Annotated in this window: 18 protein-coding genes; 8 read left to right on the top strand and 10 right to left on the bottom strand. The window is 69.3% G+C overall.

Features of this window, described 5'->3' with window-relative positions; genetic code table 11:
- Nucleotides 1-39: 39 nt before the first annotated feature.
- The 3 genes from B161_RS0101980 to hflK are packed head-to-tail and all read right to left on the bottom strand — an operon-like array spanning nucleotide 40 to nucleotide 4,015.
- Entirely contained in the window at nucleotides 40-1,560 is a 1,521-nt protein-coding gene (locus tag B161_RS0101980; RefSeq protein ID WP_018631676.1) for a Do family serine endopeptidase, read from the bottom strand.
- A 42-nt stretch (nucleotides 1,561-1,602) separates the two neighbouring features.
- The gene (gene hflC / locus B161_RS16220; protein WP_018631675.1) at nucleotides 1,603-2,811 is read right to left on the bottom strand and encodes a protease modulator HflC; all 1,209 of its coding nucleotides are present in this window, start codon (nucleotides 2,809-2,811) and stop codon (nucleotides 1,603-1,605) included.
- Between the two features lies 1 nt (nucleotide 2,812).
- The gene (hflK, locus tag B161_RS0101970) at nucleotides 2,813-4,015 is read right to left on the bottom strand and encodes an FtsH protease activity modulator HflK (protein WP_018631674.1); all 1,203 of its coding nucleotides are present in this window, start codon (nucleotides 4,013-4,015) and stop codon (nucleotides 2,813-2,815) included.
- Between the two features lie 495 nt (nucleotides 4,016-4,510).
- On the opposite strand from hflK, the gene B161_RS18455 reads away from it, so the two are divergent.
- Genes B161_RS18455 through B161_RS0101955 form a run of 3 tightly spaced genes read left to right on the top strand, consistent with a single transcriptional unit; the run spans nucleotide 4,511 to nucleotide 6,000 of the window.
- Nucleotides 4,511-5,023, top strand: coding sequence for a DUF2799 domain-containing protein (locus tag B161_RS18455; protein ID WP_018631673.1), 513 nt, complete (start codon nucleotides 4,511-4,513; stop codon nucleotides 5,021-5,023).
- Nucleotides 5,017-5,544, top strand: coding sequence for a DUF2799 domain-containing protein (locus B161_RS18450; protein WP_018631672.1), 528 nt, complete (start codon nucleotides 5,017-5,019; stop codon nucleotides 5,542-5,544). The genes B161_RS18455 and B161_RS18450 overlap by 7 nt, the downstream gene beginning before the upstream one ends.
- A 60-nt stretch (nucleotides 5,545-5,604) precedes the next feature.
- Nucleotides 5,605-6,000 carry a hypothetical protein gene (locus tag B161_RS0101955; protein ID WP_018631671.1) on the top strand — a complete coding sequence of 132 codons (396 nt, stop codon included), beginning with the start codon at nucleotides 5,605-5,607 and terminating at the stop codon, nucleotides 5,998-6,000.
- A gap of 59 nt (nucleotides 6,001-6,059) precedes the next feature.
- Here B161_RS0101955 and B161_RS16205 read toward each other — a convergent pair whose 3' ends face one another.
- Entirely contained in the window at nucleotides 6,060-6,494 is a 435-nt protein-coding gene (locus tag B161_RS16205) for a MarR family winged helix-turn-helix transcriptional regulator (protein ID WP_240471590.1), read from the bottom strand.
- A gap of 594 nt (nucleotides 6,495-7,088) precedes the next feature.
- On the opposite strand from B161_RS16205, the gene B161_RS0101940 reads away from it, so the two are divergent.
- Genes B161_RS0101940 through B161_RS0101930 form a run of 3 tightly spaced genes read left to right on the top strand, consistent with a single transcriptional unit; the run spans nucleotide 7,089 to nucleotide 9,585 of the window.
- Nucleotides 7,089-8,132, top strand: coding sequence for a PilN domain-containing protein (locus tag B161_RS0101940; RefSeq protein WP_157755502.1), 1,044 nt, complete (start codon nucleotides 7,089-7,091; stop codon nucleotides 8,130-8,132).
- Nucleotides 8,129-8,716, top strand: coding sequence for a GspMb/PilO family protein (locus B161_RS0101935; RefSeq protein WP_018631667.1), 588 nt, complete (start codon nucleotides 8,129-8,131; stop codon nucleotides 8,714-8,716). The genes B161_RS0101940 and B161_RS0101935 overlap by 4 nt, the downstream gene beginning before the upstream one ends.
- Entirely contained in the window at nucleotides 8,713-9,585 is an 873-nt protein-coding gene (locus B161_RS0101930; RefSeq protein ID WP_018631666.1) for a hypothetical protein, read from the top strand. Before B161_RS0101935 ends, B161_RS0101930 begins: the two co-directional genes overlap by 4 nt.
- 63 nt (nucleotides 9,586-9,648) lie before the next feature.
- On the opposite strand, the gene B161_RS0101925 is transcribed toward B161_RS0101930, so the two are convergent.
- The 6 genes from B161_RS0101925 to B161_RS0101900 form a co-directional block, all read right to left on the bottom strand.
- The gene (locus B161_RS0101925; RefSeq protein ID WP_018631665.1) at nucleotides 9,649-10,716 is read right to left on the bottom strand and encodes a glycosyltransferase family 4 protein; all 1,068 of its coding nucleotides are present in this window, start codon (nucleotides 10,714-10,716) and stop codon (nucleotides 9,649-9,651) included.
- A gap of 4 nt (nucleotides 10,717-10,720) precedes the next feature.
- Nucleotides 10,721-11,548 carry a tryptophan synthase subunit alpha gene (gene trpA, locus B161_RS0101920; RefSeq protein WP_018631664.1) on the bottom strand — a complete coding sequence of 276 codons (828 nt, stop codon included), beginning with the start codon at nucleotides 11,546-11,548 and terminating at the stop codon, nucleotides 10,721-10,723.
- Nucleotides 11,545-12,768 carry a tryptophan synthase subunit beta gene (trpB, locus tag B161_RS0101915; protein WP_018631663.1) on the bottom strand — a complete coding sequence of 408 codons (1,224 nt, stop codon included), beginning with the start codon at nucleotides 12,766-12,768 and terminating at the stop codon, nucleotides 11,545-11,547. Before trpB ends, trpA begins: the two co-directional genes overlap by 4 nt.
- A 147-nt stretch (nucleotides 12,769-12,915) precedes the next feature.
- Nucleotides 12,916-14,061 carry a S1 family peptidase gene (locus B161_RS0101910; protein ID WP_018631662.1) on the bottom strand — a complete coding sequence of 382 codons (1,146 nt, stop codon included), beginning with the start codon at nucleotides 14,059-14,061 and terminating at the stop codon, nucleotides 12,916-12,918.
- 211 nt (nucleotides 14,062-14,272) lie between these two features.
- Nucleotides 14,273-14,776, bottom strand: a complete 504-nt coding sequence (locus B161_RS0101905) for a cytochrome c-type biogenesis protein (protein ID WP_018631661.1) — start codon at nucleotides 14,774-14,776, stop codon at nucleotides 14,273-14,275.
- A complete protein-coding gene (locus B161_RS0101900; protein WP_018631660.1) occupies nucleotides 14,773-16,779 on the bottom strand; it encodes a heme lyase CcmF/NrfE family subunit in 2,007 nt (668 codons plus the stop codon). The genes B161_RS0101905 and B161_RS0101900 overlap by 4 nt, the downstream gene beginning before the upstream one ends.
- 334 nt (nucleotides 16,780-17,113) lie before the next feature.
- Between B161_RS0101900 and B161_RS0101895 the strand changes: the two genes are divergently transcribed.
- Both B161_RS0101895 and B161_RS16200 read left to right on the top strand, forming a co-directional pair.
- A complete protein-coding gene (locus tag B161_RS0101895; RefSeq protein ID WP_018631659.1) occupies nucleotides 17,114-17,899 on the top strand; it encodes an enoyl-CoA hydratase-related protein in 786 nt (261 codons plus the stop codon).
- Nucleotides 17,886-18,683: a DUF817 family protein gene (locus tag B161_RS16200; RefSeq protein WP_018631658.1), complete on the top strand. Its 798-nt coding sequence runs from the start codon at nucleotides 17,886-17,888 to the stop codon at nucleotides 18,681-18,683. The genes B161_RS0101895 and B161_RS16200 overlap by 14 nt, the downstream gene beginning before the upstream one ends.
- The last annotated feature ends 17 nt before the right edge of the window (nucleotides 18,684-18,700 follow it).

The raw sequence follows: 18,700 nt of genomic DNA, 5'->3' as shown, positions 1-18,700 counted from the left end.
GGCCCCCGCCTCCTCTCCTCCGGGCCCCGGCCGGAAGCCTCAGGGGTTTTCTTCGTTCAGCCGCAGAGAGACGAAGCGCAGATCGCCCGCCCGACGCACGAGCAGCAGAATGGAGGTCCGGCCTTCGTCGCGCTGGGCCTGCGCCCGCGCCACGAGATCCTCCGGCGTGGTCACGGGCTCGCGGGCGGCCTCGACCACCACGTCCCCGACGCGGATGCCCTTCTGGGCCGCCGGGCCGGTCGAGGCGACGTCCGTCACGAGCACGCCCTCCAGATCCTCCGGCAAGTCCCGCTCTTGGCGGTTCTCCTCGGTCAGAGGCGCCAGAGCCATGCCGAGAGTCATCCGGGCGCGGCTTGCGGCGGCTTCGTCCGCTTCGGCGGCCTCCACGCGGCGACGGCGGATCTCCGGCGTCTCCTCCTCCAGCAGGCCCACGGTCACCTCGAGGGAGATCTCTTCTCCGTCGCGGTTGACGAGCAGATCCACCGGCGCGTCGATTTCGGCGGCGGCCACGATGCGCGTCAGCGCGCGGGAATCGGCGACCTCCTGGCTGCCGACCTTCAGAATCACGTCGCCTTCCTGAAGGCCGCCCTGAGCGGCGGGCGCCTCCTCGGTCACGGCGGAGACCAAAGCCCCGCGCGGCCGGGCGAATCCGAGCTCGCGGGCCTTCTCCGGCCCGAGATTGCTCGTGCGCACCCCGATCCAGCCGCGCCGCGTCACGCCATGTTCGCGCAATTGCGCCGCGACCTCGGCGGCGATGTTCGAGGGCGTGGCGAAGCCGATGCCCACCCATCCGCCGGTCGGGGAGTAAATGGCGGTGTTCACGCCGATCACTTCGCCGCGCAGATTGAACAGGGGGCCGCCCGAATTGCCGCGGTTGATGGCGGCGTCGGTCTGAATGAAGTCGTCGTAGGGCCCAACGTCGATGGAGCGCCCCCGCGCCGAGACGATGCCCGCCGAAACCGAGCCGCCCAGACCGAAGGGATTGCCGATGGCCATCACCCAGTCGCCCACCCGCAGCCCGTCGGAATCGCCGAAAGCCACCGTCGGCAGAGGATCGGCGGGCGGCGAAATCAGCTTGAGCAAGGCGATGTCGGTCTTGGGATCGCGGCCGACGATCTCGGCCTCGGCCGAATCGCCGTTGGGGAAGTTCACCGTCACCTCGTCCGCGCCCTCGATGACGTGGTTGTTGGTGACGATGTAGCCCTCGGCGTCGATCACGAAGCCCGAGCCGAGGGATTGCGCCGTGCTGGGGCGGTCGCCGTCGCCGAAGAAGTCCTTGAAGAACTCCTCGAAGGGGCTGCCCGGCGGAAAATTCGGCGCGCGGTCGAAGGCCGAACGCTCGACCGTCTGGCGCGTCGAGATGTTCACCACCGCCGCGGAATGCGCCCCCGCCAGATCGGCGAAGCTCTCCGGCGCTCCGGCGGGCTGGGCGCTCGCCGGAGCGAGCCCCCCCGCGCCGGAGAGCGCCAGAAGAACCGCCGCCAGAAAGATCGCCGGACGCGGCTTGCGGATCGGAATCTGCGTCATGTCCGTCGTCATGTCCGTCGTCTTGTGCGTCATGGGGGGAACGCCTTTCGAGATTGCGGCGATCAGTCGGAGAGATCAGAGCGGCGCGGGCGCCGCCTCCTCCTCCCCGTTCTCCTGCGGGGCGGCCGGGGCCGGAGCCGGCTCCAGAAGCGGCGCGAAGGGCGCGGCCGGAGCCGCCTCGACCTCAGAGGCGGCGGGCGCAGGCTCCAGCAAGGATCCGTTGAAGCCCGGCGTCCCGGTCTCGGTCCCGGCCTCGGTCTCGGTTTGAGTCGCGGGCGCGGGCGTCACGCCCTCGATCACCGGCGGCTCGATGACGGGCCCGCGCGGGAAGCTCGGCGCGACGTAGCCGCCGGGAATATCCGGCAGAGCCGGCAAGGCCGTGATCCGCTCCGAGCCTCCGGCCATGTCCTGAAAATAGCGCAGGAAGGGATTGCTCTCGGGGGTCAGCACCGCCGAAGTCCCCGCCGAGCCCTCGCCGAAGACGCGCTCATAGGCCAGCATATGGCGATAGAAGCCGTAGAACTCGGGATCTCCGCCGAAGGCGTCCGCGAGGATGCCGTTGCGGGCGGCGTCGGCCTCGCCCCGGATATATTCGGCGTCGCGGCGGGCGTTGGACACCAGCTCCAGAGCCTGACGATCGGCTTCGGCGCGGGTGATCTGCGCCGCCTCCTGACCTTTGGCGCGGAAGTCGGCGGCCTCGCGCTGACGCTCGGTGTTCATGCGGTTATAGGTCGCCACGAGGTTGGCGTCCGGCAGATCGGCGCGGCGGATGCGCACGTCGATGATGTCCACGCCGAAGGCCGCGCTGGAGTCGCGGGCCTCGTTGCGGATCTGATTCATGGTGGTGGCGCGGTCGGCGGTGAGCAGGGCCGCGAAGTTCTGGCCCGAAAGCACCCGCAGAAGCGCCGTGTTCAGATTGGCGGAGATGCGCTGTTCGGCGGTGCCGATGGTCCGCACCGACTGATAGAACTTCAGCGGATCGGTGATCCGCCAGAGCGCGAAGGAATCCACCACGAGGCGCCGCTGATCGCGCGAGATCACTTCGCGGGAAGGCGTCTCCAGCCGCAGGATGCGGTCCTCGAAGTAAAGCACGTTGTTGAAGGGCGGCGGCAGCTTGAAATGCAGCCCCGGATCCTTGACCACCTCGCGGGGCTCGCCGAAGGCCAGCACCAGCGCTTGTTCGCGCTCGTCCACGGTGTAGGTGCAGAAATAGATCGCGGCGGCGGCCAAGGCGGCGCCGATCAGACCGAAGCGCAGAGCGCGTTGCGAAATCACGGTCGCCATGTCAGCGGTCCTCCCTCGACGGAGTCATCTGGTTCAGCGGCAGGAAGGGCACAGCCCCGCCGACGCCGTTTTGATCGAGGATGACCTTCGGCGCGCCCGCAAGCGCGCGCTCCATGGATTCGAGATACATCCGCGTGCGCACGATGGCCGGCGACTCGCGATACTCCAGATAGATCGCGCCGAAGCGCGAGGCCTCGCCTTGAGCCTCCGCCACGACCTGCGCGCGATAGCCTTCGGCCTGCTGCGCCACCTGAGCGGCGTCGCCGCGGGCGCGGGCGAGGGTCTGGTTGCGATAGGCTTCGGCCTGGTTCTGAGCGGTCACCTGATCCTGCTGCGCGGCCTGCACGTCGCGGAAGGCCTCGATGACGGCGGCGGGCGGATCGGCCTTCTCCAGCTGGATGTCGTCGGCGATGAGGATGCCGGAGTCGTAGCTGTCGAGGGTGGTCTGGATGACGTCGCGGACCTCCTGCATCACCAGCTGACGGCCGGTGGTGCGGACGAATTCGGCGTTGTTGCGGCCGACCACCTCGCGCATGGCGCTTTCGGCCACGGCGCGCACGGTGCTTTCCGGCTCGCGCAGGCTGAAGAGGTATTTCGGGGCGTCGCCGATGCGCCACTGCACCTTGAAATGCAGGTCGATGATGTTCTCGTCGCCGGTGAGCATCAGGTTCTCGCCGTCGTCCGCCGAGACGCGCTGATTGCGGAAATTGGTCACGCCGGAGGTTTCGCCGCCGATGTTGATCTGACGCACCTCGGTGACGCGCACCTTCTCCACCGTGTCGATGGGCCAGATGCGCATGTTCAGACCGGGGGTGGCGGTCGCGTGGAACTCGCCGAAGCGCAGAACCACCGCCTCCTCGCCCGCGTCCACGGTGTAGATCGAGAGAAAGAGCCAGACGCCGAGCGCCGCCAGACCGCCGAGCAGAAGCCCGCCCGCGGTCAGATCGCCGCCGGGAAAGGAGGAGCCTCCGCCGCCCGATCCGCCGCCGCCGGAGCCGCCTCCGCCGCCCCAAGCCGAGCGCATGCGCTCGCGGCCGCGCCGAAACAACTCCTCGACCTCTTTCTGAGGATCTCGGTCTCCGCCTCCGCCTCCGCCCGAACCGCCGCCTCCGCCCGAAGGCCCGGAGCCCCATGGGCCGCGCCCGCGGTCGCCCTGACCGCCTTTTTTCCCCCAAGGGCCGCCCGAATCATTGCTCCAGGGCATGAACGCTCCTTCGCCTCAGGCGCGCGGGGGGCCTCGGCCTCCGGAATTCCGCGCGCGGGATGTCTCGCTCTTGCGATGGGTCCGCGCCTCCCCACGGAGACGCCAAGCCGCTTATAGGCCCCGAAGACGCCCGGCGCAACGCGACCGGAGGGCTCGGAGAGGGGGCGGCGAGGCCGACGAAGCCGGACCATAAGGTCAGGCCTCGCGCCGGGGCGCTTCGGAATCGCCTGATCGCGCTCCCGGATTTGGGCGCTCAAACGGACGGCGTCAAGGAAGGCGCGCTCACAGCTCCGTCACGAATCCGGCCCAGAGGCGGTTTTGGGCGGATTTTGGCCGCTCAAGGCCGTCCGCGACGGATCGGAAGAACCTGAAACGTAAAGAAGACGGCGTCCGAAAGGGTTTTCGTCTTGGTCTCGCCATATATGCGGGCATGATGGAGACGGGGACCGGGGACGGACGCGACGACGGGATATGATTCGGGAGGATGAGCCTTCGATGATCAAGACGACATGCGCGGATTCGCAGAGGATAAGACGGCGGATCGGGCGGCGGATCGGCCTCTGCGCGGTTTTCGCCGGCGGCGCTCTGGCGGCGGGCTGCGCCTCTCTGCCGGTCCAGCCCTTGGCTCCGGCCCAATGCGCCGCCGTCGACTGGACGCGCGTCGGCTATGAGGACGGCGCGAAGGGCGCCCCCTCCACCGAATTGGCGCGCCATCTCGGAGCCTGTCCCGGCCTGCCGCAGCAATCCTGGGCCGAAGGCCGCGCCCAAGGGCTCGCGGCCTATTGCACGGCTGAAAACGGCTATCGGCTCGGGCGGGCGGGGCGCGAATATCGCGGCGTCTGCCCGGAGGCTCAGGCCGAGGCCTTCCTGCGCGAATATGAGCGCGGCTTCGCCTTCCGCAATCCGGCGGTGGTCTACGCCCCGAGCGTCGGGCTCGGCTGGGGCTGGGGCGGCGGCCCGCGCATGGGTTGGGGCGTCGGCTGGGGCTGGCGGAGCGGCTGGTGGTGACCGCCATGAGGCTTTCAGCGGCGGCCCTGATCCTGACCGGCGTCTTGACGGGCTGCGCCACGCTCTCGCCGGAGGAATGCCGCGTCGTCGACTGGAGCGAGCAGGGCTTCAAGGACGGCGCCGCGGGCGCCTCCGAAGGCCGCCTGAACGCCCATGCCGAAGCTTGCGCCAAGGCGGGGGTGGTCCCGAACGCCTCCGCATGGTCGGCGGGGCGCGCGGAGGGCCTGAGGCTCTATTGCGTCGCCGAAATCGGTTATCGCGAGGGTCTGGCGGAGCGGCCTTACGCGCGGGTCTGCTCCGGGCCCGCCGAGGCGGATTTCCTCGCGGGCTACCGGACCGGCGAGGCCGAGGCTTACGCCCGCAGGCGCTATCAGGAGGCGCTCGACGATCTGCGCCGGGCCGAAGCCGCTTATTCCGCGGCGGGCTCGAAGGAGGAGCGCGCCAGATGGGGCTTTGAAATCCGGCGCCTGCGCGCCCGGCTGGACCGCGTCGACGGCTTCGGCCCCGGCTGGTTCTGGTGAGGCGCCGCCCGCCCGACCGCACACCCGCACTATTCAGGATCCGCCCTCAAGGAGGCCCCTATGACCTCGAAACGAACCCTCTTCGCCTTGCTCTTCGCCTCTTTCGGTCTGGCGGGCTGTCAGGCGACCGTCGTCAATCCCGGCCCGAGCTTCGGGCCTAATTTCGGGGGAGGACGCACGCCCGTCTCCAGCTTCGCCGAACGCGGATTTCAGGATGGCCTGAGCGGCCGCCCCTGGCTCTGCGAGCGCGATCCGCGCGCCTGCGGCGCCCGCGCCCATGATCCGCAAAGCGCGCTGCGGGCCTATCAGGACGGCTGGCGGGAGGGCTGGCGGCGGCGTTGCGCGGGCGACGTCCGCGGCCGGGACGCCCAACGCGCCTGCCGCGAGTTCATCGACCGCGAGCATGACGACCATGACCGCCGCCGGGACGACGACTTCTTCCGCTTCGGACGCTGATCGCCGATACGCAGCGCGAGGCGGCGGCGGCGGATCCGATCCCGGATCCGCCGCCTTTTTCAATAAATATAGCGGATCCGCTCGCCCCAGAAGCGTTCGAGGTCGCGCATCACGGAGGTCATCCGCGCGAGGTTCTCGGCGCTCACCGCCCCCTCCTCCGCGGAGAAGGCCGAGACATGGGCCTCGTAGAGCTCGGCCACCCGACGCCGCAAGGCTTCGCCTTTTTCGGTCAGACGAATGCGCACCGCGCGCCGGTCCACCTCGCTGCGCTCATGGTGGATGTATCCGCCCTCCACCAGCTTCTTGAGGTTGTAGGAGACGTTCGAGCCCTGATAATAACCGCGCGACTTCAGTTCGCCCGCGGTCAGCTCATGGCCCGCGATGTTGAACAACAACATCGCCTGCACGCTGTTCAGGCCCTCCTGGCCCAGACGTTCGAATTCGTCTTTGATCACGTCCAGCATCAGGCGATGCAGACGCTCGATATAGGACATGGCCGCCACATAAAGCTCGTAAGGGCTTTGAGGGGCCTGAGATTCCGCCGCCGCCGACCCGTTCTCCGCGCCCTCATGGGCGGCTTTTTCGACGGGCTCCTCCAAATCGCGGGAGGACGGCGGCGCTGTCGTCAAAGGGGGGGGCATGACGCGCCTCCAAACAAACTGCTCCGCCTTGGATTGTTCCCGGTTTTTCCTAAGGCTTGCTCAACGCACAGGCGTTTTCCGCTCAGCCTAAGGATGAATTCTCTTCTTCTGCGGGGCCTCGGTCCGCGCGAGGGCCCTTCAAAAGGCCCTCTGGGCGAGGCCCGCGTCCAATCGCGCCAAAAGAGCGCCGAATCAGGAGATTTCACGCGGGACAGGCTGGAGGAAGGGTTTTATAATGCTACGTAAACCAAGGTTGAAAAGCCATGGCGGAATCGGAAGGCCGGCTGCGGCCCGCCCCCCGATCCCGAAGAAGAACCAATGAAGAAGGCCCCCGCCGGACCCCCTCAGGGCCCGACGAAGGCCTCAGGGCGCAGAGGCGCGCCCGACTCCGCAGGCGCCGACGCGCAACGCCGCGGTTTGCACGATGTCGAGCGACGAGGCCGCCCCATGACGGCGTTGACGAGATTTTGGAGATGGTGGACGGGCGAATTGTCCGACATCTGGCGTGGGCGGGGCGCTGATCCCCCTCTGGCGCTGGTGCTCGGCCCGGAGGAGGTCCATCTCGTGGAGAGCTCGGGCGGGGCTGCCATCGCCAGCGCCCGCATCGGCGCGCTCGACTGGTCCGAGCAGCTGGATTCCCTGCGCGAGGCCGCCGAGCGCCGCGTGGGCGCTCCGGCCTCGGTGGACGTGGTGCTGCCGCAGGATCAGACCTTCCTCAGCGAGGAGCGTTTCGAGCCGCGCGAGATCGCGGCTCTGCGGGCCGCCGCCCTTTTGCGGGTGGAGCGGCTGGCGCAGCAATCGGGCCAGCCTCTGGCCTTCGATCTGGCGCCCGCGCCGCGCAAGACTCCCGACGACGTTTACTCCGAGGTCGCCGTCGCCCCCGAAAAGACCGTCCGCGAGGCCGCCGAATACGCCGAGCGCTGGGGCTTTCGCGCCGCGCGGGTCTCCGGCCCCTCCCATTGGCGCGAAACCGAGGCCCGGCCCGTCTTCCTGCGCGACGAATCTCCGGATCCGGCGCTCAAGCCCCTGCGGCGGGCGGCGGCGATCTTCGCCGTGATCGCCATAGCCGGAGGCGCCTTCGGCGCGGCGCGGGCTCTGGCGGCGCGCTCGGCGCTGGTCGAGGAGACCAACGCCGCCTCCATCGCCAGCGCCCGCGACGAGGGGGCCCTCGCAGGCCGCTCCGACGCTTTGGCGCGGCTGTCTTCGGCGGCGCTCGCGCCCTCCAGCCAGCGGCGCACCTCGCCGGAGATCTCGACCCTCGCGGCGGCAGCGGCGGCGGCCCTGCCTCCGGCGGCCCATCTCGACAAGCTCTGGATCGAGAACCGCCGCATCCGTCTGGAGGGCCGCGCCACCGACACCCGCGGCGTGCTGGAGGCCATGGACGCCTCGCCCTATTTCGAGGGCGCCCGCTTCGTGCGCTCCAATTCCACCTCGACGGCGGGCGTGACGCAATTCACGCTCGAAGCCGCCGTGACATGGAGCGGAAGATGAGCCTCAAGCGCGGAACTCTGGCCAGCCGCTTCGCCGCCCTTGGTCTGGCCGCGGCCTTGGGGCTGGTTCTGGCCGGTCTGGCGGCGGCGCCGCTCTGGCGCGTCTGGAGCGCCCAAGGCGAGGAGATCCTCGCCAAACGCGCCGCGACCCAAGAGGCCCGCAGCCTCGACGAGGCCGGAAGGCGCCTCGCGCTGGAGGAAAGCGAATGGCGCCGCCATGTGCGCGATCCGCGTTCGGGCTTCTCGCCGGAGGACACCGCGCAGCTCGCCGCCGACAGCGCCATCCGGCGCATCCGCAGCCTGATCACCGCCGCCGAAGGCCGCTGGGACGACGGCGGGCTGATCGAGGTCTCCAAAGAGGAAGGGCAGCGCATTGAGAAAGTGCGGTTCTTCGCGAAAGGCGCCCTGCCCGAATCCCGCCTCTCGGCCTTCCTCACGGCCTTGGAGTCGGAGCCGCCCTTTCTGTTCATCGATAAATTCGGCGCGGTGGTGGAAAGCCGCCCGAACGGCCGTCCGCCCATTCTGGCGCTGACCATCGAGGGCGAAGCGCAGCGCATGAGCCTAGAGGAGACGGCGGCGCGATGAAGCGGGAAACCTGGCTTGCGGTCACGGCGGCGCTCGCGCTCGCGGCGTTTGGGGGCGCGTGGTTCGCGATCAAGGCGCCGGCCTTGGCGGATCCGGGCGAGCCCTCGGCGCGGCCTCAGGATCCTTTGAGCGGCCTGCGCGCGCCGCCCTCGCGGCGCTTTTACGCGCCGAGCGTGGATCATGCGCTTATGGAGGTCGCCGCGCGGCGGCCGTTGTTCAATCAGCGGCGCGAAAGCTACGGCACGGCGGCCTCTCTGGCGCTGCATCCGGTGGCGAGCCCGGATCCGAGCTTCACCCTCGCGCCGCTGCGCGAGCCGGCGCCTCAGCCTCTGACGGGCGCCGCGGGGCCGCCGGAGAGCCTCGCCTCTCCCGCCCCCGACAGCGGCGGCGCCGTCATCATCGAGACCTCCGCGCTGACGCCGCCGCCCTCCGCGACGACGCCCGCCGCGACTCCCTCTCCCGCGTCTCCAAACGACGCGCTGAGGATCGACCTCAGTCCGCGGCCCTCGACGCCCCGCCCCGCCGCCCCGACCGAAACGCCGACGCCCCCCGCGCCCGTCGCGCAAACGCCGCCGCCCGCGCGGACTCAGGCGCCGGTTCCGACTCCGGCGCCTTCCGCGCCTGCGGCTTCAGGACCGCCTCCGGCGGGGCCTTCGATTCATCCGGCTTCTCTGGCTTTGGCGGCGGTCTTCCCCCGCGAAGGCGGCCGCAGCGCGGCGCTGATCCGTCTGCCGGACAACAGCATCGTCGAAGGCGGCGTCGGCGCGACGGTGGGCGGATGGCGCATCGAAGCCATGACCGCGGGGCCGCCCTCCTCGGTGACGATCTGGAACGGCCGCGAGCGCGTCACTCTGCGCGCGGGGCGCTAGAGCGTCGTCCAGCGAAGCCAAAGGCTTCGCAGCGGGAGGACGCGACGGCAGAGGCCAAAAGCCTCAGCCCCGCGCCCAAACCCGCTCGTAGACGGCGTTGAGCGCCGCCGCCTCGACGGAGATGTCGAAACGCGCCAAAGCCCGCGCGCGTCCGGCCCGGCCCGCCGCCTCGCGGGCGGAATCCTCGTCCATCCAGCGCGCCATCGCGGCGGTCAGGGCGTCGAGATCGTCCACAGGGACCAGCGAACCCGTCTCGCCCTCGACCACCAATTCCGGGAAAGCCCCCGCCATGGTCGCGACCACCGCCGTCCCCGCGCCCATGGCTTCGAGCGGCGTGACGCCGAAGCCCTCATGACGCTGAGGCGCCACATAGAGATCCGAAGCGGCGTAAGGCGCGGGCATCTCGGGACTGGGGCGCTCTCCGGCGAAGCGGATGCGCTCCGCGAGCCCCGCCGCCTTGACGCGCGCTTCAAGCTCGGCCTCGAAAGCCCGATGCTCCGCCGTGGCGCGGCCGTAGATCACGCCCATCCAGCCGGGGCGCTCCGGCAGAAGCCGGATCAGAGCCTCCACGAAGAGATCCGTCCCCTTCTGGCGGCGGATGCGCCCGAAGCAGCCGACCATCTTCAGATCCGGCGACAGACCAAGGCTCGCCCGCAAGGCCGCGCGATCCTCCGCAGGGGCGTAGGCGGAGAGGTCTATGCCATGCTGAACGACCGTCGCGGGGACTTCGAGATAAGCCGCCGTGCGGTCCGAGGTGGCGATCACGGAATCCATGCGGCGGATGAGGAATTTCGTCCAGCCGCTATGTTCGCGCTGCGAGGCGCTGGTGAAGACGCAGCGCAGCTTCATCCGCAGAAGATCGCGCAGGACCAGCCCCGCCAGCATCTCGACGTTGCGCCGGGCGTGCCAGATGCGGAAAGGGCGCCCCCCGGGCGCCCTCCAGAATTTCAGAAGATCCCGGAAGCGAAGGCGCGGCGCGGCCTCGGAGAGCCCCGGCCCGAGAGTCGCGACTCCCACGCCGAGCGCCCTTTGCGCCGGGACCACCCGCTCGATGGTGGCGGTGACGCCCGAAAGCCGCCGCTTGAAATTGGTCGCGACGACCTGAGTGGAATCCGCCGGGACGAAGCCCATCCCCTCAGGCCGCCCGGGCCTTGCGCGCGGCCTCGGCCAGAGCGGCGGCCACGGCGGTCACCTTTTTCAGGAAGCCCGCGCGGGGCGTCCCCTTGAGCGTGAGGTTGTCCTCGATGGCCTTGACGATGGCCGAGCCCACGATCACGGCGTCGGCGTGTTTGGCGAGGGCGGCGGCGGTCTCGGGGGTGCGCACGCCGAAGCCCACGGCCACCGGCAGTCCGGTCCCTTCGCGCAGACGCTTCACGGCGGCGCGCACTTCGGCGGGCTTGGGGACGGCGGCGCCGGTCACGCCCGCGATGGAGACGTAATAGATGAAGCCCGAGGTGTTCGCCGCCACTTTGGGCAGACGCTTCTCGTCGGTGGTCGGGGTGGCGAGGCGGATGAAGTCCAGACCCGCCGCGCGGGCGGGCAGGCAAAGCTCGGCGTCCTCTTCGGGCGGCAGATCCACCACGATCAGACCATCCACGCCCGCCGCTTTCGCGTCTTCGAGGAAGCGCGCCGCGCCATAGCTGAAGATGGGATTGTAATAGCCCATCAGCACCACGGGGGTCTCGGCGTTTTCGACGCGCAGAGCCCGGACCATCTCCAGAGTCTTGACGAGGGTCTGGCCGCCCTTGAGCGCCCGGATTCCCGCCGCCTGAATGGTGGGGCCGTCGGCCATGGGATCGGTGAAAGGCATGCCGATCTCAAGGATGTCCACGCCCGCGCCCGGCAGCGCCTTGATCAGCGCCAGAGAGGCGTCGTAATCGGGGTCTCCGGCCATGACGAAGCTGACGAAGCCCGCCCGGCCCTCGGCGGCGAGGGCTTCGAAACGCGCCTGAATGCGGCTCATTGGCCCATCTCCCAACCCAGATGCTTGGCGGCGGCGAAGACGTCCTTATCTCCGCGCCCGCAGAGATTCATGACGAGCAGATGATCCTTCGGCAGAGAAGGCGCGATCTTCGCCACATGCGCGAGGGCGTGGGCGGGCTCGAAGGCGGGGATGATCCCCTCTTTGAGGCTGCAGAGCTGGAAGGCCTCAAGGGCCTCCTTGTCGGTGACCGCGACGTAGTCCACGCGCTTCTTGTCATGGAGCCAGGCGTGCTCCGGCCCGACGCCCGGATAATCGAGGCCCGCCGAGATCGAATGGCCTTCGAGAATCTGGCCGTCCGCGTCCTGAAGCAGATAGGTGCGGTTGCCGTGCAGCACGCCCGGACGCCCGCCCGTGAGGCTGGCGGCGTGTTCGGAGCCCTCAAGCCCTTTGCCGCCCGCCTCCACGCCGATGATCTTCACGCGCGGATCGTCGAGGAAGGGGTGGAAGAGGCCGATGGCGTTGGAGCCGCCGCCGATGCAGGCCACCAGCGTGTCCGGGAGGCGGCCTTCGCGCTCCAGCATCTGCTCGCGGGTCTCAAGGCCGATGATCGACTGGAAGTCGCGGACCATGCTCGGATAGGGATGAGGCCCCGCCGCCGTGCCGATGCAGTAAAAGGTGTCCGCGACGTTGGTGACCCAATCGCGCAGAGCCTCGTTCATGGCGTCTTTGAGCGTGCCGCGTCCGGCGGTCACGGGGCGGACCTCGGCCCCGAGCAGCTTCATGCGGAAGACGTTGGGCGATTGGCGCTCCACGTCGGCGGCGCCCATGAAGACCACGCATTTCAGCCCGAAGCGCGCGCAGGCCGTGGCGGTGGCCACGCCGTGCTGTCCGGCGCCGGTCTCGGCGATGACGCGGGTCTTGCCCATGCGCCGCGCCAGCAGGATCTGGCCCAGCACGTTGTTGATCTTATGGGATCCGGTGTGGTTCAGCTCGTCGCGCTTGAAATAGATCTTGGCGCCGCCGAAATGCTCGGTCAGCCGCTCGGCGAAATAGAGCGGCGAAGGACGCCCCGCGTAATGGCGCCAGAGATGGGTCATCTCGGCGGCGTAGGCGGGATCCTTGCGGGCGGCCTGATAGGCGGCTTCAAGGTCGAGGATCAGCGGCATGAGCGTCTCGGCCACGAAACGCCCGCCATAAATGCCGAACCGGCCTTCGTCGTCGGGGCCGGCGCGATAGGAATTAGGCTGGTCTGAGGCCATGACGTCCTGTCCTGAGCGGGATGAGGCCCCTACATGCCGCGTTTTATCCGCCATGGGAAGGGGGAATGCGTCTCAGGCGGAGGAACCCGCCCCGCGAAGAGGCGGAAATCCCTCGCCCAATGAGCTTTCAGCGCCGCCGGAGGGGGATCAGGGCGTTTCCGGCGCGGTTTCGGCCTCGGACGCTTCGGAGGGCGAAGTCTGCGGCGAAGTCTGGGGCGGCGTCTGGGGGATCGCCTCCGGAGGCTCCGTAAAGGCGAAGGGGAGCGTCTTCGGCGCGCCGCCCTCGACCACCGCCCCCTGATCGACTTCGGGCGGCTCCGCCTGCGGCCCCTCGACGATGCGGGGCGAGCGGGCGGGCTGAATGCGGCGCTTGAAGCAGTCGATCCGGGCGAGGGAGGGCTTCGCGAGGGCGTAAAGCTCTTCGCCGGAGAGTTCGGCCCCCTCCTCCGGCGCGACGTGATAGGGCGCCTGCGCGCGGTTGAGGAAGGCCAGAAGCTCCTCGCGGGCCAGCATCACGCCCATTTCCTTGAGCAGCCGTCCGCTGCGCCGCCAGGCCTCGACGGAATCCACCTTAGCCTTGAGCAGGCCCGTCACGCGGCCCTGACTATCCATCACCGGGCCGCCGGAATGGCCGCGCCGCACGTCGCCGCGCAGCCCCGTCGCGCCGTCGCGCTCGGGATCGGCCACGGCGTAATCCAGATGCACCGGAGTCAGCCGCGCCACGAGCGGGATCATCCCCTCATGCGGAAAGCCGAAGAGCGCCGCCGGATCTCCGTCGGGGGCGGCGCGCGGCGCGAAGCGCACGGGCGAGGCCTCGGGCGGCGGCGGATCGAGGCGGCCGATGGCCAGATCGCGCTCGGCGTCCATGGCGAGCACGCGGAAGGGCGTCAGATCCAGCCCCGCCGGACGCGCCCCGAGCGCGTCGCAGCCCATGACCACATGGGCCGAGGTCAGCACGTCGCCGAATTCATTGATGAGGAAGCCCGCTCCGGCGCTGGCGAAGGCGAGACCCGCCGCCTGAGCCGCCTCCTCGCGGGCGAGGGCGGCGCGCATCTTCACGAGGCGGCGCTGACGGATCTCCTCGTCGAGGGCGAGGCCCGCCTCGTCGGCGAGGACGACGCCTGAGCAATCGGCGCGGGAGATGGGCTGAACCAGATCGCGCGGCGCGTCATGGCACCAGACGAGATCCGCGGCCGGAGGCTGAGAGGGAGCCGGGGCCTGAGCCGCCGCGCCGCCTGAAGCCGCGAGGACGAAGGCCGCAACGGAGGCGCGAAAGCCGCTCCGCAAGCCCATCCGAAAACCTCGGCCCGGCCCGCATGGCGCCGAAGACGCCGTTCTCTGCGCTGATGAACCTCGCCGCATGCGCCCGCCCCGATCGCCCCGCCCAAGCCATGAAACGCCAGAATGCTTAACAAGCTCTTCCCGGATTCGGGTTTTCGCATGGCGATCCGCCGGATTCAGGGCCGGATTCAGGGCCGGATTCAGGCTCGGCTCCGGGCCGGGTTCACGCGCCTTTTCCGCCCTCCTCGCCGTCGCCGAGCAATTCGCGCAGCCGCGCGCGGTCCTCCTCGGAGAGCGGCGCCTCAGGCTCCGGCGTCTCCGGCGCGGCGGGCCCGGCGCGGCGGCGCATGATTCCGCGCGCCATCAGCAGCCCCAGCCCCAGAGCCGCCAGCGGCCCGAACCAGAGGATCGCCGTATGCGCCCCGAAACGCGGACGCAGCAGCACGAATTCGCCGTAGCGCGCAACGAGGAAGTCTTTGACCTCGGCGTCGCTGTCGCCCGCCACGACCCGCTCGCGGAGCAGGATCCGCAGATCCCGCGCGAGGGGCGCGTTGGAATCGTCGATGTTCTCATTGCGGCAGACGAGGCAGCGGACGTCTTTGGAGAGCGCGCGGGCGCGAGCCTCCAGAGCGGGGTCGTCGAGCATCTCGTCCGGCTGCACCGCGAAGGCCGGAGCCGCCAGAGCCAGCGCCAGAGCCAAAGCCGGAATCCGCGCGAAGCCCCTCATTCGGCGGCCTGCATCGCCGGAGGCGCCGCCGCAGGAGCGCGGGCCTTCTTCGGCGCGGGCGCCCCGACCCTCAGCCGCCGGTCGGCCAGACTCAGCGTCCCGCCCAGAGCCATGACCAAAGCCCCGATCCAGATCCAATTGACCCAAGGCTTTTGATAGGCCCGCACCGCCCATGTGGCGCCGTCCGGCTGGCGGTCGCCGAGCACCACGTAGACGTCGCCGCTCAGACGCGCCCGAATGGCCGCCTCGGTGGTCGGAGAGCCCTGCACCGGATAGACCCGCTTCTCAGGCCGCAGAACCTCGACGACCCGGCCGTCCTTCAGCACCGTGAAGCGCCCGATCTCGGCGAGGTAGTTGGGGCCGCGCTCGCGGTCCACGCCCTCGAAGCGCATCTCATAGGCCCCGACCGGGAAGCTGTCGCCCGGACGGGCGGCGCGGATGGTCTCCACCTCCCAGGCCGTGACGGCCATGATCCCGAAGAGCGTCAGCCCCACGCCGAAATGCGCCAGAGCCGCGCCCCAGGCCGAGCGCGGCAGATTGGCCAGACGCCGCAGCGATTCCCCGGCGGAGACCTTGCCCAGCTTCGCCCGCTCGACGAGATCCGCGACCGCGCCGCCGCCGACCCAAAAGGCCAGAGCCAGCCCCACGGGCGCCATGATTCCCTTGCCGCCGCCCTGCGCCATGGCGACCAGCAGCGCGACGACCACCGCCCCCGCCCCGACCCACCAGAGCTTCGCCAGAGCCTGCCCGAGATCCGCCCGCTTCCAAGGCAGCATCGCCCCGAGCGGCAGGCCGATCAGCAAAGGCAGCATGGCCGCGCCGAAAGCGCTGTCGAAGAAGGGCTCGCCGACCGAGATCACTTCGCCGGTCATCAGCTCCAGAGCCAAAGGCCAGAGCGTGCCGATGAAGACCGCCGCCGTCGCCACCGAGAGAAAAAGATTGTTGAAGACCAAAGCCCCCTCGCGCGAAACCGGCTTGAAGACTCCGTCCGAGACCAGCAAAGGCGCCCGCCAGGCGTAAAGCGCCAAGGCCCCGCCCGTGGCCGCCGCCAGCATGCCGAGGATGAAGACGCCGCGCGTCGGATCGCTGGCGAAGGCGTGGACCGAGGTGATGATCCCCGAGCGCACGATGAAGGCGCCCACCAGCGAGAGCGAAAAGGCGAGGATCGCCAGAAGCGTCGTCCAGGCCTTGAGCTCGCCGCGCTTCTCGACCACCACGGCGGAATGAATCAGCGCCGCGCCGATCAGCCAAGGCATGAAGCTGGCGTTCTCCACCGGATCCCAGAACCACCAGCCGCCCCAGCCCAATTCGTAATAGGCCCAATAGCTGCCCAGCGCGATGCCGAGCGTCAGGAAGATCCATGCGGCCAGAGCCCAGGGCCGCATCCAGCGCGCCCAGGCCGAATCGATGCGCCCCTCGATCAGCGCCGCCACCGCGAAGCTGAAGGCCATCGAGAAGCCCACATAGCCCAGATAGAGAAAGGGCGGATGAAAGGCCAAGCCGGGGTCTTGCAGCAGCGGATTGAGGTCGCGTCCGTCCAGCGGCGGATCCGCCAGCCGCAGGAAGGGATTCGAGGTGAAGAGGATGAAGGCGCCGAAGCCCACCCCGATCAGGCCCTGAATCCCCAAAACCCGCGCCTTGAGCGTCGCCGGGAGATTGCGTCCGAAGACCGCCGCCAGAGCGCCGTAAAGCGTCAGAATCAGCAGCCAGAGCAGCAGCGAGCCTTCATGATTCCCCCAGACGCCCGACCATTTATAGAGCCAGGGCTTGGCGCTGTGGGAATTGGCCGCCACCAGCGCCACCGAGAAATCCGAGGTCAGAAAGGCCCAGGTCAGCGCGGCGAAGGAAAGCGCCGTCAGCAGAAACCCCGTCACGGCCAGAGGAACCGCCGCCGCCATGGCGCCGTCATGGCCTTTCTGCGCGCCCCAAAGCGGAAGGACCGTCTGCGCGACGGCCAGAGCGAAGGCGAGGATCAAGGCGAAATGGCCCAGTTCGGCGATCAAGGCGGCTCTCCTCGACGTTTAGAACGTTTTTCGATCGCTCCGGATCGCTCAAACGCTCTAAGTTTTTATTTGGTCGCATGTTCACGACGCGAAGCCGTTTCGGCTTCGCTGGAAAATGCTCCAGCGGCGCGGGATATGGCTGGAGACGAAGCATAAGGCCCTTCGCCCCATGCGCAAGCCGCGCTCAAGCGGCTGTGAGCCGCAGGGGCTGCGACCTTCGACGGAGGGGGGCGAGACGGAGAGGGGGGCGCCCTGACCTCAGGGCGCCGTTTCCGGCGGGCTCGGGCTCTGATATTCAGAACGCCGTCAAGAAAAACCCCGAGGGAGGAAGGCCATGAGCGAGCGTTACGAGGCGATCCGATATGCGCGGGCGGGCGACGTGGCCCTCATCTCGCTGGACCGCGCCGAGAGCCTGAACAGCCTCAACGGGCGGATGCGCCGCGAATTGACCCGCGCCTTCACGCAGGCCCCTCAGGAGGGCGCGCGGGCGGTGCTGCTCACCGGCGAGGGGCGGAGCTTCTGCTCCGGTCAGGATCTCGGCGAGGCGCAGCGTCAGGGCATGCCGGACATCGGGCGCACTCTGCGCGAGGAATACGTCCCCATGCTGCGGGCCATCGCGGATTGCCCCGTGCCGACCATCGCGGCGGTGAACGGCGTGGCGGCGGGCGCGGGCGCGGGTCTGGCGCTGATGGCCGATCTGACGGTCTGCGGCAAGGGCTCGCAATTCGTGATCGCCTTCGCGCGGATCGGCCTGATCCCCGACGCCGGGCTGACCTATCTTCTGCCGCGCCTCGTGGGGCTTCAGCGCGCCATGGGCCTGACCCTCACCACCGAGCCCCTGACCGGCGAAAAGGCCGAGGATTGGGGCCTCGTCTGGAAGGCCTTCGAGGATGAGAAGCTGATCGAGGAGTCTTTGGCTTTGGCGCAGCGCCTCGCGGCGGGCCCGACGCTCTCCTATAAGCTGGCGAAGCAGGCTTTGCGCGCGGGCTGGGAGGACTCGCTCACGGCGCAATTGACCCGCGAATCCGAATTGCAGACCGAGGCGGGCCGCAGCCGCGACTTCGCCGAGGGCGTCATGGCCTTCCTTGAAAAGCGCAAGCCGACCTATGAAGGCCGCTGAGGCCGCGCCCGGAGCCTCGGGCTTCGGCTGGCGGGCCTTCCTCGGCCTTCAGATCAAGGCGGCGGCTTTCGGGATCATCCTGCTTCTGCTGATCGGGCTTTCCGTGGCGATTCCCACGCCGGAAGGCCCTTTGACCCGTCTCGACTGGCTGTTTCTGGCGGCTTTCGGGATTCAGCTCGGGCTGATCCTCGGCGGCTGGGAGACCCGCGGCGAGGCTCTGACGATCCTCGTCTTCCACCTCGCGGGCACGGCCATGGAGATCTTCAAGGTCTCGCAAGGCTCATGGCTTTACCCGGATCGCGGAGTCTTCTCGCTCTGGGGCGCGCCGCTCTTCACCGGATTCATGTATGCGGCGGTGGGGAGCTATCTCGCGCGCTTCTGGCGTCTGGCGGATTGGCGTCTGGAGCGGGCGCCGCCGCTCTGGGCGATCTGGAGCCTCGGGGCGGCGGCCTATCTGAATTTCTTCGCCCATCATTTCCTCCCGGACATTCGAATTCCGCTGTTCCTGCTGACTCTGCTGGCTTTCGGCCGGACGATCCTGACTCTGGACTGGGGCCATGGGCGGCGACGGATTCCCTTCCTCCTGCCTTTCACGGCGGCGGCGGGGCTGGTCTGGCTGGCGGAGAATTTCGCCACGGCGGCGGGGATCTGGCTTTATCCGCATCAGATTCGGGTCTGGCGCATGGTGCCGCTGAGCAAATTCGGCAGCTGGTTCCTGCTGCTGCTGCTGACTTTCGCTTTGGTGGCGGCCTTGCGCTTCCTCGAGGACAGACGGCGGACTTGACGAAGCCTCCCGGAGCG

The organism is Neomegalonema perideroedes DSM 15528 (assembly GCF_000374145.1).
In the GTDB taxonomy this organism is placed as follows: domain Bacteria; phylum Pseudomonadota; class Alphaproteobacteria; order Rhodobacterales; family Rhodobacteraceae; genus Neomegalonema; species Neomegalonema perideroedes.
Note: the sequence above shows the minus strand (reverse complement) of the source record. Positions and strands in the feature narration are given on the sequence as shown.

Bases quoted from the DNA above. Each gene is read 5' to 3' on its own strand.
- B161_RS0101980 (WP_018631676.1), bottom strand. From the start codon at position 1,560: ATGACGCACAAGACGACGGACATGACGACGGACATGACGCAGATTCCG.
- hflC (WP_018631675.1), bottom strand. From the start codon at position 2,811: ATGGCGACCGTGATTTCGCAACGCGCTCTGCGCTTCGGTCTGATCGGC.
- hflK (WP_018631674.1), bottom strand. From the start codon at position 4,015: ATGCCCTGGAGCAATGATTCGGGCGGCCCTTGGGGGAAAAAAGGCGGT.
- B161_RS18455 (WP_018631673.1), top strand. From the start codon at position 4,511: ATGATCAAGACGACATGCGCGGATTCGCAGAGGATAAGACGGCGGATC.
- B161_RS0101955 (WP_018631671.1), top strand. From the start codon at position 5,605: ATGACCTCGAAACGAACCCTCTTCGCCTTGCTCTTCGCCTCTTTCGGT.
- B161_RS16205 (WP_240471590.1), bottom strand. From the start codon at position 6,494: ATGTCCTATATCGAGCGTCTGCATCGCCTGATGCTGGACGTGATCAAA.
- B161_RS0101940 (WP_157755502.1), top strand. From the start codon at position 7,089: ATGACGGCGTTGACGAGATTTTGGAGATGGTGGACGGGCGAATTGTCC.
- B161_RS0101935 (WP_018631667.1), top strand. From the start codon at position 8,129: ATGAGCCTCAAGCGCGGAACTCTGGCCAGCCGCTTCGCCGCCCTTGGT.
- B161_RS0101930 (WP_018631666.1), top strand. From the start codon at position 8,713: ATGAAGCGGGAAACCTGGCTTGCGGTCACGGCGGCGCTCGCGCTCGCG.
- B161_RS0101925 (WP_018631665.1), bottom strand. From the start codon at position 10,716: ATGGGCTTCGTCCCGGCGGATTCCACTCAGGTCGTCGCGACCAATTTC.
- trpA (WP_018631664.1), bottom strand. From the start codon at position 11,548: ATGAGCCGCATTCAGGCGCGTTTCGAAGCCCTCGCCGCCGAGGGCCGG.
- trpB (WP_018631663.1), bottom strand. From the start codon at position 12,768: ATGGCCTCAGACCAGCCTAATTCCTATCGCGCCGGCCCCGACGACGAA.
- B161_RS0101910 (WP_018631662.1), bottom strand. From the start codon at position 14,061: ATGGGCTTGCGGAGCGGCTTTCGCGCCTCCGTTGCGGCCTTCGTCCTC.
- B161_RS0101905 (WP_018631661.1), bottom strand. From the start codon at position 14,776: ATGAGGGGCTTCGCGCGGATTCCGGCTTTGGCTCTGGCGCTGGCTCTG.
- B161_RS0101895 (WP_018631659.1), top strand. From the start codon at position 17,114: ATGAGCGAGCGTTACGAGGCGATCCGATATGCGCGGGCGGGCGACGTG.
- B161_RS16200 (WP_018631658.1), top strand. From the start codon at position 17,886: ATGAAGGCCGCTGAGGCCGCGCCCGGAGCCTCGGGCTTCGGCTGGCGG.